At 62.0% G+C, this 15,328-nt stretch carries 10 protein-coding genes; all 10 read right to left on the reverse strand.

What is annotated here, in order from left to right; genetic code table 11:
• Positions 1 to 130 precede the first annotated feature (130 nt).
• Positions 131 to 2,665, reverse strand: coding sequence for a type VI secretion system Vgr family protein (locus LT42_RS04580; protein ID WP_052075074.1), 2,535 nt, complete (start codon positions 2,663 to 2,665; stop codon positions 131 to 133).
• Complete coding sequence (gene tssH / locus LT42_RS04585) at positions 2,665 to 5,292, reverse strand: type VI secretion system ATPase TssH (protein ID WP_037010307.1); 2,628 nt, start codon at positions 5,290 to 5,292, stop codon at positions 2,665 to 2,667. The genes LT42_RS04580 and tssH overlap by 1 nt, the downstream gene beginning before the upstream one ends.
• 189 nt (positions 5,293 to 5,481) lie before the next feature.
• The gene (locus LT42_RS04590) at positions 5,482 to 5,973 is read right to left on the reverse strand and encodes an Hcp family type VI secretion system effector (protein WP_037010309.1); all 492 of its coding nucleotides are present in this window, start codon (positions 5,971 to 5,973) and stop codon (positions 5,482 to 5,484) included.
• 16 nt (positions 5,974 to 5,989) lie between these two features.
• The gene (locus LT42_RS04595; protein WP_037010311.1) at positions 5,990 to 7,792 is read right to left on the reverse strand and encodes an OmpA family protein; all 1,803 of its coding nucleotides are present in this window, start codon (positions 7,790 to 7,792) and stop codon (positions 5,990 to 5,992) included.
• A 7-nt stretch (positions 7,793 to 7,799) separates the two neighbouring features.
• Positions 7,800 to 8,483 (reverse strand): type VI secretion system protein TssL, short form, encoded by a 684-nt coding sequence (gene tssL / locus LT42_RS04600; RefSeq protein WP_037010313.1) that lies wholly within the window; start codon positions 8,481 to 8,483, stop codon positions 7,800 to 7,802.
• The gene (tssK, locus tag LT42_RS04605; RefSeq protein ID WP_037010315.1) at positions 8,480 to 9,835 is read right to left on the reverse strand and encodes a type VI secretion system baseplate subunit TssK; all 1,356 of its coding nucleotides are present in this window, start codon (positions 9,833 to 9,835) and stop codon (positions 8,480 to 8,482) included. Before tssK ends, tssL begins: the two co-directional genes overlap by 4 nt.
• Positions 9,836 to 9,858: 23 nt before the next feature.
• On the reverse strand, positions 9,859 to 11,397 hold the full coding sequence (tssC, locus tag LT42_RS04610) for a type VI secretion system contractile sheath large subunit (RefSeq protein ID WP_037010317.1): 1,539 nt from the start codon (positions 11,395 to 11,397) through the stop codon (positions 9,859 to 9,861).
• Between the two features lie 30 nt (positions 11,398 to 11,427).
• Positions 11,428 to 11,931 (reverse strand): type VI secretion system contractile sheath small subunit, encoded by a 504-nt coding sequence (gene tssB / locus LT42_RS04615; RefSeq protein ID WP_037010320.1) that lies wholly within the window; start codon positions 11,929 to 11,931, stop codon positions 11,428 to 11,430.
• Positions 11,932 to 12,318: 387 nt separating this feature from the next.
• Entirely contained in the window at positions 12,319 to 13,944 is a 1,626-nt protein-coding gene (locus LT42_RS04620; RefSeq protein WP_037010322.1) for an NADP-dependent glyceraldehyde-3-phosphate dehydrogenase, read from the reverse strand.
• 136 nt (positions 13,945 to 14,080) lie between these two features.
• The gene (locus tag LT42_RS04625; RefSeq protein WP_052075076.1) at positions 14,081 to 15,202 is read right to left on the reverse strand and encodes a GGDEF domain-containing protein; all 1,122 of its coding nucleotides are present in this window, start codon (positions 15,200 to 15,202) and stop codon (positions 14,081 to 14,083) included.
• Between the last annotated feature and the right edge of the window lie 126 nt (positions 15,203 to 15,328).

Consider the following 15,328-nt stretch of genomic DNA (forward strand, 5'->3'; position numbering starts at 1 on the left):
GTCCTTCCTGATTGAAGATTTCTTGCGGTGATGCCTTGTTACGGCTGGCCGTCTGGCATCGGGCGCTGTGTCGATAGCTGGCGCGACGCGCGTGGCGAACAGCTGTGGCCAGCGCACCCTTGAACGTCGGTCACGGCTCATCGTGCTTTTCATCGGGAAACTCGATCACTACGTTCCCCGGCAGCAGCGTGTGAACCGGGATGGTTCTGCCGTCCTTGTCGGTCACGCCGGAGAAGCGCTCGCCCTCTTGGGTGGTGATCAGGTAACGGGCGAAGGGGGCGTAACCGTTATCCGGGCCGCTGAGGGTGTAGCCAGCGGCATAGCCCGGCGGTATCGGCGTTGCGGGGGTTGTCAGTGTGGTGGCACCGGCTTTCTGCACATAGACGGCCCGGTGATAGATGTTGCCCGGCGCGCCTAGCTCGATTTCGCCATCCTTGATGCGGATGAATGCGCCGCCGCAGGTCAGAACCAGCTCGTTTGGCGCGCTGATCTCGACCCTGCCTGTCAGGCTCTCGATCTTGATGTCGTCGTTGGCCAGTGCGTGCAGTGCGCCGGTTTGGGCGTGAAGTTGAATGTCGTTCTGCACCGCCTTGAATTGGAGGCCCTGGGTAACGGCACACAGGCTGATCGCCCCCTCAGCAGTGCCGGTGATGTTGCGCCCGGCGCTGATATCGGTTGAGCGTGACGATGTGATGGCGACGCTTTCGCTGCCTGACGAAATGGCGATGGCCTCGGGCGTGACCAGCCCAATGCCTGCCGGGGCATGCAGCAATATGCCCGGCTCGCGAAGGTGGGTCAGCGCGGCAGCGAGGCTTGCCTGGCTGGAGGTGTCAGCCGGCGTCGTTTGCGCACTCCGCGCGGCCTGAGCCATGGACCGGGCCAACGACAATGCGCTTTCGAGTTGCTCGACTGCAGCGTCCATGTCGAGGTGCTGACCGTGCGCCTTGGTCTGTTCATCCGCACTGATAAACAGTCCATCCCCGGCCCGAATCGCACCCCGGCCATCGGTGCGCAGTTCAAACCCTTCACCACGCTTGAGCTTCTCGTCATCGACCAGATGCCCGAGATTCAGCTGGGTCTTGCCGCTGTGTTCGGTGCTGAGCTTGCTGTGCTCTTTGCCGCGCTCGTCCTCCATGCGCAGTTTGTTGTTGGCCGGGGTACGCAAGACATTGCGGGTGTAATCCCGGCGCAGCAACGTGACGTGGTCGGGATGTCGGCTGTCGTGCAAAGCGTGGGCGATGTACGGCCGGTCGGGGTCGCCTTGTTCAAACGCAATCGCCACTTCGGTGCCGCAGATCAGCGGCAGGTGCAGGCCATGAGTGTCGCCGGCATAAGGTCTGGCCAAACGCAACCACAGGCTCTCCTGACCCGGCTTCCAGCTGTCGCGGTCGAATAAGAAGCTGACCTTGTAGCGGCCTTCACTGTCGATGTGGCTGTAGGGGTCATTGGCCAGCGAACTGGTCACACGGGCCGGAACAGTCCCGGCCATCTTTGGTTTTTCCAGCAACGGCGGTCGGAAGCACAGGCTTTCCGAATAGGGAATCGCCTCAAAGCTCAGCTCGAAACTGCGGTCCCGCGCGGCACGCAGTAGCAATCGAGTAACAACCGCACCCGGTTCAAACGCTTGGGGCGCGCCACCTGAAATGTCGAGCACCTGCGCCAACCCCAAAAACGCACTGCTACAAACACCACTCAGCCGGGTTTGATTATTCAGATACCGCTCATGCCGCAACCGCCCATAGAAAAACCCGCTTTCCCCCAGCAGGTCCTCATCCTGATCAAGCTTGTCGCCGAGCGCGGTATAGGGCTCGGCATAGTGATACGCCTCACCATAAGTCGTCGTATCCCCCCGCGTCTGATCCACCGAACCGTCCAGCCATGCACGGGCATCGCGAGGGTGATAAGCCCGAAAGTGAATGTTCTTTTCGACCACCTCATGATTCGCCTGCAACTGCCAGACGCCATCCTCGCCACTGCTTCCCAAACCGGACTGAGGGCGATACGGAAGACTGATCCGCGGCTTGACGTAGTGGCGCTGATCGTCATGAAACTCGACCACCGCAAGGCCCAGTCGCTCGTCGTTGGTGAACCGGTACCAGATCCCCACCTCTGCGAGCAGCCGCGAAATAAAGGCCAGATCACTCTCGCCGTACTGCATCACCTGCTCGCGACGTGGATACTCGCGCACAAGGGTGAACCGGAAATCCTGCCCCTCGAAATCATGCCGCGTGCGCAAGATGCTCTCAACGATCTCCGGCACCGACTGGTGCTGGTAGATCCGGAATTGCTTGCCACGCCCGAGCAAGGCCAGCAGCGGCTGCAAGGTCACTTCATAACGTGCTTCATCCGCCGAACCCGAGAGCCGCTTGAAACCGGTAATGACACCATGCAGCGTGCGCAACGCCTGGACCTTCGGCCCCGGCAAGCCCCGAATGGCTTTGGGCAAGGTATGCGGGGCGGCATGCAGGCTGAACTGGGCGCTCTTGCCGAGGATTTGATCGGCCGCAATGTCGCGCTCAACGGAGGTAAATTCGATGCGGTAAAGAAACGGCTGGCTCAGCTGTTCTTCGCCCTCGAACGCCAAAACATCAAGGGGCACAGCGAGGCCATGAACTGCCAACTTGTGGCGGCTGTGATCGAAGAAACGTGCGATGGTGTCGTTCATCATTCGCCCTCCGCCAGCGCTACGTCACCGACAAAGTCCAAGGTGATACCCGCGACTTCACAGTGGCCCAGCCGCACGCCACGGGTGACCAATTGCGCCGCCTGGCGCTGCAACAGTTGCTGACTGAGCACCGGCAAAATTTGTTGATTGAGCAGGCTGTCGATGTTTCGGGCGCCGCTGTCCGGCAGCAGGCAGGCGTCGACCAGCGCGTCGTGCAGGCGCGGGTCCACCTGGCAGTCGAGTCCGTAATGCCGGTTTAAACGGGCGGCGACCTTGCCCAGCTTGAGGGCGACGATGCGCTTGAGCGCCGCAGCCTCAAGTGGCCGGTAGATGAGGGTCTGGAAGCGCGCCAGCAGGGCCGGCTGGAAATGCTTGCGCAACACCGGCCGCAGCTGTTCGTGAAGTTCGCCGTCGGATGCGTCGGGGTGGTCCTGAACAAAGTCCTGCAGCAGGTCACTGCCCAGGTTCGAGGTCATGACGATGACCGTGTTGCGAAAGTCGATTTCGCGACCTTCGCCGTCGCGCATGAAGCCGCGATCAAACACTTGGTAGAACAGGTTGAGCACGTCGCGGTGGGCTTTTTCCACTTCGTCGAGCAGCACCACGCTATAGGGGCGCTGGCGCACGGCTTCGGTGAGCACCCCGCCTTGCCCGTAACCGACATAACCGGGCGGCGCGCCTTTGAGCTGGCTGACGGTGTGGGCTTCCTGGTACTCGGACAGGTTCAGGGTGATCAGGGATTTGTCACCACCGAACAGCGTGTCGGCCAGTGCCAGGGCCGTTTCGGTCTTGCCGATGCCGCTGCTGCCGACCAGCAGGAACACGCCCAGCGGCGCATGCTCTTCGGTAAGCCCGGTTTTTGCGGCGCGCAGCCGTTGCGCCATCGCCGTCAAGGCGCGGTCCTGACCGATTACCCGATCCGCCAGCGTTTGCTCCAGCATCAGCAGGCTGGACTGTTCGTCCTTGAGCAGGCTGCTCAGCGGCACGCCGGTCCAATCCGCGATCACTTGCGCGACACTGCGTGCGTCAACGTCCAGCGACAGCAGCGGCGCGTCGCCCTGCACCGCCTTGAGCTGCGCCTGCACGGCCGCGTACGCCTCAGCGTCGTCCACGTCGGCATGGCGTGCGGCAAGCAATCGGTTGGATAATTCGAGCTCGTCGCCGTGCTGGCGCTCCAGGCTCGCCAGCGCTGCGCCATGGGCGGCAAGCTGCGCGGCGATGGCGGCCAGACGCTCGTCGGCGTTGCGCCCATTGATGCGCGCGTCCTCCTCCAGCGCCTGGCGCTCCTGTTCCAGTGCGCACTGCAGCGCTTTGAGGGTGACAAGGGGTTGCGGCTGGCAATCCAGGCTCATGCGCACCCGGGCGCTGGCGGTGTCGAGCAGGTCGACGGCTTTGTCCGGCAGTTGCCGACCGGGCAGATAACGGCGCGACAGCAGCACGGCGGCCTGGATGGCGGTGTCTTCGATGTGCACGCCGTGGTGGCTGGCGTAGCGCGCCTTCAAGCCGCGCAGCATGACCATCGCGGTGGCATCGTCCGGCTCGTCGACCTTGACGGTCTGAAAGCGCCTTTCCAGCGCCGGGTCACGCTCGAAGTACTGCTTGTACTCACCCCAGGTGGTGGCGGCGATGGTGCGCAGTTCGCCACGCGCCAACGCCGGTTTCAGCAAATTGGCGGCGTCGGCACCGCCAGCCTGATTGCCGGCGCCGATCAAGGTGTGCGCTTCGTCGATGAACAGCAGCACGGGGTGTTCGGCCTGCTGCACGGCTTCGATCACGTCCTTGAGACGCTGCTCGAACTCACCTTTGACGCCGGCGCCCGCTTGCAAAAGGCCCAGGTCCAAGGTGCGTACGCTGACCGGTTTCAGGCTGGCAGGCACGTTACCCGCAACGATGCGCAAGGCCAGGCCTTCGACCAGCGCCGTCTTACCCACCCCCGGCTCGCCCACCAGAATCGGGTTGTTCTTGCGTCGCCGGCTGAGGATGTCGATGACCTGACGAATCTCGTCGTCACGGCCCAGCACCGGGTCGATTTCTCCCCTGCGCGCCTTGTCGGTGATGTCCTGGGTGAACCTTGCCAGCGCCGGATTCCCCGGCTCGCCGCCACACGCCTTAGGTGGTGCATTCGGGGTCAGGTCCAGACACTCTGGCGGCTGTTGGCGCTCGTCAGAGTGCTGGTCGAGCACCGGCAGCAGGTGACGCAGCTGCACATCGCTCACGCTCAGCAGCGGCCAGGCATCGACGCAGGCCAACAGCTTGGGGCTCTCGATCAGCGCGGCGAGTACGTCGGCCGAGCGCAGTTGCTGGTTGTCCTCTTCCATCGAGGCGCGCAGCCAGGCGTTCTTGATCAGCAACTGCAATTTGTCGCACAGCTGCGGCCGGACTTGCACGCTGCGCGGCAGGCTGTCCAGGTGGTCGAGCAGCCCGCGCCACAGCGCGTCGATGTCCCACTCGTAACGCCGGCCGATCAGCACCAGATCGCCATCGCCCTGCCCCAGCAGTTTCAACAGCCAATGCTCAATGGTGATGTGGCCGTGCCCGCGGCTTTGACACAGCGTCGCCGCCGCGCTGAGCGCGTGGGCGCAAAATGGGTTGAGGCGGCGAAGCAAACCTGAAGAGCTCTGTGCCATGGGTCGTCGTCCTTGTACGCAAAGGGGATCGTGCCGGCAGCGAGGCCGGCGGCCGGTCACTGCTTGCCGGGGGTTCTTGAGTCGCGAGTTACTGGCGGGATGTGCTGGGTTGAACGCCCGCCTGCGGACCCTCAACCCAGCACACCGCAGCCGGCAGGCAAACGCTGCCTGCCTGCCGGCCGTGCAGCGTCAGGCGGTCTGTCGTTCGTTCCAGGAATCGGAGTGAATGATGTTGCCGTCCTTGTAGGTCCAGGTGACCTTCTCGTAGCGCAGCTCGATCATCTCCAGGTGGTTGTGCTTTTCCTTGGCCGGGTCTTTGACGTCGTGCATTTTTGGCGCGACGCGAACAACCTTGACGTTCTCAAGCAGGGTGTTGAAGTACTCGACTTCCTGGCCGGCGTCGTCGATGCGGTACCACTTGAACTCCGCGCTTTTCAGGGTCTGCCCGGTGCCGACGGCCTTGTACAGGTACGGGCTGCTGGCATCGATTTCCTTGGTGAACAGAAACGGCGTGTGGACTCGCGCGCCGGTCAATTTGCCGGTGTTGTTGTCGGTGGGGATGTACACGCTGTGGTCCTGGGCGACGATTTCGACGCTGCCCTCCCGGGACTGCACGTTGACCGAACCTTTGATGTCGGCGCCGCCGTCATCTTTGAGCCAGAGGTAAACGGGAATAGCCATGTGAAACTCCTTTGCTTCAGTTTTCGAATGCCGCGATAGGCGACGGGTTAGCCAGTCCGGCCCCGGCGGAAAGCGACCCGCAGGCCCCCTCTTCCGGAACCAGACGGATGTCGACGCGGCGGTTGGCCCTGCGTCCCTGTTCGGTGTCATTGCTGGCGATCGGCTGCGTGGCGCCGAAGCCCTGAACGGCGAAACAACTGCCGGGAATGCCGCCCATGCGCTGCATCCAGTCGCGCACGGAAGCGGCCCGGTCGCGGGACAGGCGCAGGTTGTGCTGCACACTGCCTGTGGCGTCGGTGTGACCGGTGACGACGATCAACCAGCCCGGTCGGGCCTTGATGCCCACCAGTGCGTTGATCAAGATCTGCGTGGAGTCAGCCTTGAGCTCGGCTGAACCGATGTGAAACAGCGAGAGCGTGTCCAGCCGCACCGGTTCAGGCGCACGTGTGGTCATCTCGGCGGCTGGCCGGTAATTGCCGATCGCCGCCCAGACCGGAATCCTCAGTTGCTCTGCGCGGTATAGCCCCAGCCCCAGTGAGGCCGGCTCGCCGTAGCGGTAGTAGTCGTCCAGGCGGCGAGCGTGCTGGTGCAGCACGTTCAGCGCTGCATCACGTTGCGCCGCGGCCTGCGCACCTCGGCCGGCGGTGTGGGTGATGGAGGCGAAGCGGCGCAGGTCATCACCGACCTGACGCAACAGCAGGGTGTTCTGCCGCGCCGAACTCGACATTGCGACGATGACCGTGAACGCTGCCAGCCATAAGCCCACCACCGTGGCGCGGCGCACTGCGCTGTGGCCGTTGTGCCGGGGCAGCAGCTCCAACAGAGGGTCCGGCAGCGGCATCGCGCAGTCGTCTTGCGCCGCAAGGGTCGGGGCTGCACGCAACGCCGTTTTCGCCTGCAGCCACTGTTGCCAGACATTGCCCGGGACCGCCGGCGGCAAGCCCGCCCCGCGGTGGATGACGTAGGCCACTGGCAATGGCGTGTGATGGCGACCGGTGCGGGTGAAATACGGGGCCACGAACTGCGCCAGCCATGCCGCGCCGGCATTCATCTGCACGGTGGTGCGCAGCCGTTCGGCGCAGGCTTTGGGATCAGCCGCCTGACGCTGCCAGTCCTCGGCGCTGACGCAGCTGCCGTCGCCGCGCACCCGTGCAGAGGCACTGCCTGCCTCCCAGCTGAACCAGAGCGGTCGGGTCACGGAATCGGCATCATGCCGGCCAAGGCCGGTCGCGCCAGGGTGACGTGCGCTCTGCTGTGCCGGCTGACAGCTCACCACCCACAATGGCAACGCCAGGGCACGGCTGCGGATGATCGAAAGCTGGTGCTCCAGCGCCCGGAGCTGCCCGGCCAGCTCGGCGGTGTCGGCGCAATGTGCTGGGTTGACGATGCACATAACGCTCAACTGTGACCGCCATTGCGGACGCGCTGTCAGCAAGGCGGCGACCTGCGAAGGCAGCGTTTCCACCGCCGGTACGCTGATGTAACAGCCGTTGGGCGTGAGGCGGATTTGGCTGTGCTCGACTGCACCGTCGGCAACTTCACGATTGCGAGGACCCAACAGCGCCAGGTGTTCCCCGCACACCAGCACCACCGGCTGGCCATACGCAACGCCGGGCAAAGACCGCCACGCCGCGACAGACAGCGACGCGCCAACACTCGCCGAGCGCCGACCTGCAAAGACCCACGCCGCGACGACCAGCGCCAGGGCAATCGCCCCTGAGACCGCCTGCGCACCAGGGCTCAGGGGCAACACGCCGATCAGCACGAGCGCAAGGCATCCGCACCATAGGACAAGACCACGCATCAGGTTGAGGGCCATGGGCGCGTCACACCCGCTCGATGAGGAGGGAGGCGACCAGCGCCGTCAGGTGCGAATCCAGCAGCCACCACAACCCGGCCAGCAACCCGCCGACCACGAGCAGGTGCAGCAACGGCGCCCGCAGCCAGGCCGGAACGGGCCCGCGTCCTCGGGCGTCGATCAGCGTCGGCAATGCCTGATCCAGCGCCAACGGCGGGACCCGTTCGTTGAGCGCGTCCACCAGTTGCTGCCGTTCTGGGTCAGTGGTTTCTGAATAGCGGCCCAGGAAACCCAGCATCAGCACGCGGTGGTAAACCGTGAGCACACACAGATCCGGCGATGGCTCGCGCAACACGTCGCGCATTTCCTCATACAGAAACTTGCCGGCCTGATGACGCGCGAAATACCGTGCCTGAAGCGGCTCCTGCGCCCATTGCGCGCGTGTCGCCTCATCGCCGCAGGCCAGCACCGTTTCATCCAGCAACGCACATTGGGCATAACTGATGTGGTCAACGTTGCGCTGGCTGACGCCGGCCTTTTTAAGGGCAGCGCCCACTTCCACGACCTGCCTGGCGCACAGGTCGCGCAACGCATCGCCGTCCTGGACACTGCCCCCCTGGCGCAGTTCGATGACCAGCAAATAGCTGTCCAGCAGCAACGGGTCGACATTTACCTGGGCCGCCACCGGCGTAGGTGCAATGGGCCGGCTCATGAGCGCAACACCGCAAACAGCTCCAGCTTGACGTCCGGCACTGTGGTCGGCACGTAGAAGGCACAAACGCCTTCGGCGAGCACCGCCTGGCCGCTGGGATGGGCAAAGTCCAGGGCGAAATACTGATTCTCGAGACGCAGTGGAATCGCCGCCGGCACATGGCTGAGCGGTTGCAACGGCACGCCATCCAGCGCGGCGTTGATCAATCGATCGACGTCATCGGGCGTACCGACCTTGCACAGCCGAGGGAACTGCGCCTGCAGTTGCGCCGGCGCCTCACGGCAGCGCACCGACAGGTAAAAGTCCGCCGCGTCGGCTTCGCGCAGCCGTGGGTCGTTGAACGTTACGTGCCAGCGACCCGCCGTGATGTTCTCCAGCGTCAGGGCGATCACCCGCGACGGCAGGCTGGCTTCCAGCAATGTGGAGATCATCTGCATCAATGGCGGGAACACCGCCGCAAGATCGTCGTGACGGTACGCAGGGATGCCGTCCACGTCGTGCTCAAGGGAGAAGGTCAGCAAGGCGCCGGCCAGCTTCACCAGTTCCTGATAGACCTGCTCCGGGTGACGCTCGGGGCCGGCCACGAAATCGGCGAGTACCGGTTGATAGGTGTTGAGCGCGTTGAGCAGCCAGAACAGCGAGACGTCAGCGACCGCGAAGTCGGCCATGCGCTGATTGCTCTCGCGGCGCATGCCCATCAACCGCTGGCGCTTGGACGCCAGCTGGGTCAGCAGATTGTCGATCTGCACGAGCAGCCCCGGGTGCCCGGCGAAACTCAACAACGGCGGTATGAATGCGTCGTCCAGCCCCCAGCGACCTTGTCCGTCGCGCACCAGCCGGGCAACCGGGCAGGTCAGGAAGTTGGCCGTGTCATCACTGTCCAGGCGCAGGCTGAGCATGTGTTCGAGCACGCCAATCGACTGCTGATCGTCGCCATACAGGTCCTGCACCTCACGCCACGCCTGGCGGTAACGCACCGGCCGGTCAGCGCGGGCGCCCTCCATCAGGCAATTGCCGCCGTTGGCCTGTTCCAGCGGCAGGCACAGCAGCACGGTCACGCCCTGCCCTGCAGCGATCTGGATCAGATCAAGGGCCAGCGCGGCGGGCAACGGGTCGGCTACGTCAGTGTCGATCAGCGTGCCGTCCGCCAGACGCACACGCAGCGCGGAGGCTTTGAGTTTGCCCAGCCGCAAGGCTTCAGGATCGAACCGCGCAGCCTGCACACCCCATGGATGCACCCGTGACAAGTGCGCCACGCATTCATTGGTCCAGGCTTCCCAGCGCGACTGTTGCTGGAATTGTTGCTGGGACAGCAGTGCGCCGCCAGCCCAGAGAGGTCGGTCGATTTTCATGTTGTGCTCACCTATGGCCGACGTCAGGTTTTGGCTTTGGGCATCTGGGAAACCAGAGACAGATTCACGTCCATGCCTTCCACCTGGAAATGCGGCACGGCGTACAGCTTCACGCGGAAGAACCCCGGGTTGTCATCGATGTCTTCCACCGTCACCCGGGCATCGCGCAACGGGTGCGAGGCTTGCAGATCGTCGCCCGGGTCGGTCATCTCGGTGACCAGGCCGCTGATCCATTTATTCAGTTCCAGCTCCAGCAAACGCCTGTCTTTGGTGGTGCCGATGTTTTCGCGTTGAATCAGCTTCAAATAATGCGCAATGCGCGACAGCAGGAAGATATAAGGCAGCCGCGAGTTGATCCGGCTATTGGCCGTTGCGTCGGCGGTGTCATATAGCGCCGGCTTCTGCGTGGAATTGGCGGAAAAGAAACAGGCGTAATCACGGTTCTTGTAATAAGAAAGCGGAATGAAGCCGAGGTTGGCAAATTCAAACTCACGGGTTTCCGGAATCATCACTTCCGAAGGAATTTTTACCTGACTGCCCGTGCCCAGGTCATACAAATGAATGGGCAGGTCGGTCACTGCCCCGCCTGACTGCGGCCCGCGAATCTGCACGCACCAGCCATTGGCGATGAAACTCTTGACCATGTTGGCGGCGAACGCAAAAGAGGCATTGGTCCACAGGTATTTGCTGTGGTCGGTGCCTTTGACACTTTCGATGTAATTGAAACTGCGCACCGGAACAGTGTCCGGCCCGTAGGGCAGGCGCCCCAGCACTCGCGGCATGGTCAGACCGATATACCTTGAATCATCGGTATCGCGAAAAGACTTCCATTTGATGTATTCAGCGCGGTCAAAATAATTGCCGATGTCCTTGATCGCCGCCACCTCTTCCATGGTGGATTTACCAAAGAAGGCAGGCCCTACCGAACCTACAAACGGCATGTGCGCCGCTGCAGCGACTTTCGAGATGTTACGCAGCAGCGCAATGTCTTGCGGACTGCGATCAAACTCGTAGTTGGAAACGGCCGCCGCAATGGGTTCGCCGCCCGGTGTGTCGTATTCCTGGGTATACGTGTGCATATACAAACCGCTTTGGGCGATCTCGGGCGCGTCTTCGAAGTCCTGGACCAGATGGTCCTTGCTGATGTCCAGCAACTCGATTCTCACGTTTTGCCGGAAATCGGTCTGATCGATCAGCGACTTCACTCCGCGCCACGTCGACTCGACCCGCTGAAACTCTGGATGGTGCATGACCGCATCGAGCTGGCGGCTTATCTGCCCGTCCAGCGAGGCGATGTGCTCGTCCAGCAGGGTTTTATCAAGGCGCTGAACCTTGCGCGACGCGCCCTTAAGCAGGTTGAGGAACACGCTGACCGCTGCGGTCACGCGCTCGTCGGCAGAAATTTCAGACAGCGCTTCGTTGTTCTGAAATGCCTCGATGTCACCCAGCGTCGACACCGGGCTCAGGTTTATTTTGGAAAACAGCGCGCTATAGACGCCCGTGCTTTCTTCGGACAAAACGGTGCCGCCGCCCGATACTGCGGACGAGTGTTTCGAAGACATAGTGATACCTGCTTTAAAAGACCCGGTTGATTAACGCGCTGCAGGGGCTGTGAGCAGCGCCAGCTCAGCGCGCAACTCGTTGCTTAATGCTTCATCTTTTACGATGCGCTCAAGCTCAAGGCGGAATGTCGCGTTATCGAGCAGATTTGATTTGAGGTCACGCAGCAGATTGCGAGTGGCCAGCAATGCGCGCAGTGAAGGGATTTGCCTTGCCACTTGCTCGGGCTCGAAATCCTTCATCCTTTCAAATTTCAAGTCCACCGACGCATCAGAGCCATCGCCGGCAAAGGTGTTCTCAACGGTGAGTTTCAAGGCAGGTGAGAATTCGGTCAGCACATTGTCGAAATTATTTTTGTTGATATTGATCTTGCTGCGTTCAGACAACGGTCGATCTTCCTGACCATTGCTGTAATCGCCCAGCATCATCAATTTGAGAGGCAGTTCCACTTTTTTCTGTGCGCCGCCCGTGTGCAAATCAAGTTTTATATTGACCCGGGCCTTTGGCACTTCATTTTGAAAGCTGTTTGAAGCCATGACGTCTCCGTTAAATCAACTGTATGCAATGAGCGGGATATCTGTGTTGCTGCGCCTTTTGTATCAGGCAAGTGCCCTTGACCCAAGCGGTCAAGTTTTAACAAGTGTGAGCAACGAATCGGCCGATGAAGTTTGCGCTGGATTCGAGAAGTGCCAAGGCTAATGCCCTACGCATAAAAACTCCACCCACCAAATACAGGTCGAGAGCGATCCTACGGAAGTCTAGAAAGTTTCCTACAAATTAATTGCGAATAGCGGAACAAGTGCACAGGCAGAATGCATGGCCAATACAGTGGCGGCGAATTTTCCAGTACAGATATAAAAAACCGCAGGCGGTTGAACAGCGTCAGCTGCGCAACACACCTGCGGTTATTAACTGCAGATGAATCAGAAAATGTAATCCGTGGTCAGGAACGTCGATTCGCGGTTATGAATGATGTCGCTGATCAGCGCCTTGTTGCTCTCCTGGAATTTGGTCGCCACCAACGTACGGATCGAGAACACGCGCAGCGCGTCGTCCACCGACAAGGTTCCTTCAGCGGAGTTCTTGCGGCCATTGAACGGGAAGCTGTCGGGGCCACGCTGGCACTGGGCGTTGATGTTGATGCGCCCCACCTGATTGGCAAACGCATCGACCAGCCGTCCAACCTGCTTGGAGTCGTTGCCGAAGATGCTCAACTGCTGGCCGAAGTCAGAGTCCAGCACGTACTCGATAACCGTCTCCAGATCACGGTACGCGACCACCGGCACCACTGGCCCGAACTGTTCTTCGTGGTACACGCGCATGTCCGGCGTGACCGGGTACAGCACGGCCGGGTAAAAGAATTGCGCTTGGGTGGTGCCGCCGCCTTCGTTCACCACCTTTGCGCCTTTGCTCACGGCGTCGTCTACCAGCCCTTGCAGGTACTCGGTCTTGCCAGGCTCGGGCAAAGGCGTCAGTGACACACCCGGTTCCCACGGCATGCCCGGCTTGAGCTGAGCGAGTTTTTCTTCAAATTTTTCAAGAAAGCTGCCGACGACGTTTTCGTGGACGAAGAGGATCTTCAGCGCCGTGCAGCGCTGGCCGTTGAACGACAGGGAGCCGGTGATGGCTTCCGTCACTGCGTTGTCCAGGTTCACATCCGGCAGCACGATTCCCGGGTTCTTGGCGTCCAGACCCAGGGCGGCACGCAGACGGTGCGGCTTGGGGTGCAGCTTTTTCAGGGCGCTGGCCGCCTTGTTGGTGCCGATGAAGGCGAACACGTCGATCTTGCCGCTGGCCATGAGCGCGCTGACCGTCTCGCGTCCGCTGCCGTAGATCACGTTGATGACGCCGGCCGGGAAGCTGTCGCGGAACGCCTCAAGCAGCGGACGAATCAGCAGCACGCCGAACTTGGCCGGTTTGAACACCACCGTGTTGCCCATGATCAGGGCCGGAATCAACGTGGTGAAGGTTTCGTTCAGCGGGTAGTTATAAGGGCCCATGCACAGGGTTACGCCCAATGGCACGCGGCGAATCTGGCCGAGCGTGTCCTGCTCCAGCTCAAAGCGGCTGGAGCGACGGTCCAGTTCCTTGAGCGCATTGATGGTGTCGACGATGTAATCGCAGGTGCGGTCGAACTCTTTCTGCGAATCCTTGAGGTTCTTGCCGATTTCCCACATCAGCAGCGTGACCACGGCATCGCGCTGCTCGCGCATCAGCTTGAGGAAGGTCTCCACGTGATGGATGCGGTCGGCGACACGCATGGTCGGCCACGCGCCCTGACCCCGGTCGTAGGCTTTGACGGCAGCGTCGAGTGCGCTCATAGCGGTGTCGGCGTCCATCAGCGGCGTGCTGCCCAATACCACGGATTCAAGACCGGCGTCGGTCCTCAGCGAGACCGGGCTCAGCACCGGCGCCAAAGGCCCTTGCCACTGATGCAGTTCGCCATTGACCAGATAATCGCGCTGCTCGATGGCGGGACCTGCGCGAAACTGCTCAGGAATCTCGTCGGCGCGCGGGTACAGGTTGTCCAGGCGGGTGTGCAGGGTCATCTCATTTACCTCTTCAAGTCGATCAGCGTGGCAAACAGGCTGAACACACTACGCCTCCGTCGCCGCCGAATGAAGCCTTGAGATCAATGTATGTCGAGGTAGCGCACCTGCGCAGCAGGCGGGCCAGAGCGGCCGGTTACGCCACCGCCGTCTGGTTGCGGCCCGACGCCTTGGCCCGAAACAGCGCCTTGTCCGCCAGGCCGAGCAAGCCGTTTACATCCGCATCGGCCTTGCCCATGGCCGCAACGCCCAGGCTGGCGGTCACACCTTCGTCATGCCGGCAGGTGATGTCGGCAATCGCCTGCCGCAGCTGCTCGGCAATGACGTGGGCGGCTTCAATGGACGTATTGGCCAGCAACAGCGCGAATTCTTCGCCGCCGAGGCGCCCGCAGACATCACCCTCGCGCGCAGAGTCGCAGATCACCCGGCCGATTTGCCGCAACACGTCATCCCCCGCCTGATGGCCGTGGCAGTCGTTGATGCGTTTGAAGTGATCGATGTCCAACATCAGCGCGCACAGTGGCAGGCGGCTGCGCTTGCACGTGTCATAGGTGCGTTCGGCCAGATGGAAAAAGGCCCGGCGGTTTTTCACTCCGGTCAGTTCGTCGGTCTGCGCGGCGTGGTCGGCGATGCGATGGGCGTGCTCCATTTCGCGGCCCAGGCGGAAGGCCCTCTCCATCGACTGGGATAACTTGCGCGTCGCGCTCGCCACAAAACCGGCAAAGATCAGCGACGCCACCGCCATCCCCAATTGCGCGGTCTGGGGCTGAAACAGCAGCCAGACCGACGAAGGCAATAGCACCAGCGCGATTGCCACCAGGGTCATGGATCGGTAGGCCGAATAGCAGGACACCGCGCTCACCGACATGCCCACGGTAAACAGCAGCACCAGCGTCTGGGTCAGCAAGTCGCCGGCCTGCATCAGCGCCAATGCGCCGCAGCCCCAGATGCCTGCGGAAAGGATCAACGTGATCCAGTAGGTAGTTTCCCAGCGCTCCGGGGTGCGAGTGGCTTCCGGCACCCGAAAATAGGCCGTCAGCATGACCAGGCGCAAGCTGGCCGAGCCGCCCACCAGGCTGAGCCAGCCGCTGATCAAGGAGTGGTTCAGGCGCTCCCAGCAGATCCACGAGAGCATGGAGGCCGCCAGAACACTGCCGAACACCGAGAAGAAGCTCTGCCGAAACAGCAACTGCAGCCGATCATTACGCACTTGGGCGCGAATGCGGGCGTCGCGTGAAGATTGGGAATCCTGGTACATCGAGTTCGCCTGAAACTGGCATGAGAGGTTCACCGATTGTGGCATCGTGCTATGACGCTTAACAACTAGCGCGCCAATTATCCGCCATCCGGTAAGGCCAAATTGGCCCCGGCGTGCAAACGTGCG

This window comes from Pseudomonas lutea (assembly GCF_000759445.1).
Classification (GTDB): Bacteria; Pseudomonadota; Gammaproteobacteria; order Pseudomonadales; family Pseudomonadaceae; genus Aquipseudomonas; species Aquipseudomonas lutea.

Coding starts and splice junctions, on each gene's coding strand:
- LT42_RS04620 (WP_037010322.1), bottom strand. CDS start 13,944: ATGACCCTGCACACCCGCCTGGACAACCTGTACCCGCGCGCCGACGAG.
- tssK (WP_037010315.1), bottom strand. CDS start 9,835: ATGAAAATCGACCGACCTCTCTGGGCTGGCGGCGCACTGCTGTCCCAG.
- tssB (WP_037010320.1), bottom strand. CDS start 11,931: ATGGCTTCAAACAGCTTTCAAAATGAAGTGCCAAAGGCCCGGGTCAAT.
- LT42_RS04590 (WP_037010309.1), bottom strand. CDS start 5,973: ATGGCTATTCCCGTTTACCTCTGGCTCAAAGATGACGGCGGCGCCGAC.
- LT42_RS04625 (WP_052075076.1), bottom strand. CDS start 15,202: ATGTACCAGGATTCCCAATCTTCACGCGACGCCCGCATTCGCGCCCAA.
- LT42_RS04595 (WP_037010311.1), bottom strand. CDS start 7,792: ATGGCCCTCAACCTGATGCGTGGTCTTGTCCTATGGTGCGGATGCCTT.
- LT42_RS04580 (WP_052075074.1), bottom strand. CDS start 2,665: ATGAACGACACCATCGCACGTTTCTTCGATCACAGCCGCCACAAGTTG.
- tssC (WP_037010317.1), bottom strand. CDS start 11,397: ATGTCTTCGAAACACTCGTCCGCAGTATCGGGCGGCGGCACCGTTTTG.
- tssH (WP_037010307.1), bottom strand. CDS start 5,292: ATGGCACAGAGCTCTTCAGGTTTGCTTCGCCGCCTCAACCCATTTTGC.
- tssL (WP_037010313.1), bottom strand. CDS start 8,483: ATGAGCCGGCCCATTGCACCTACGCCGGTGGCGGCCCAGGTAAATGTC.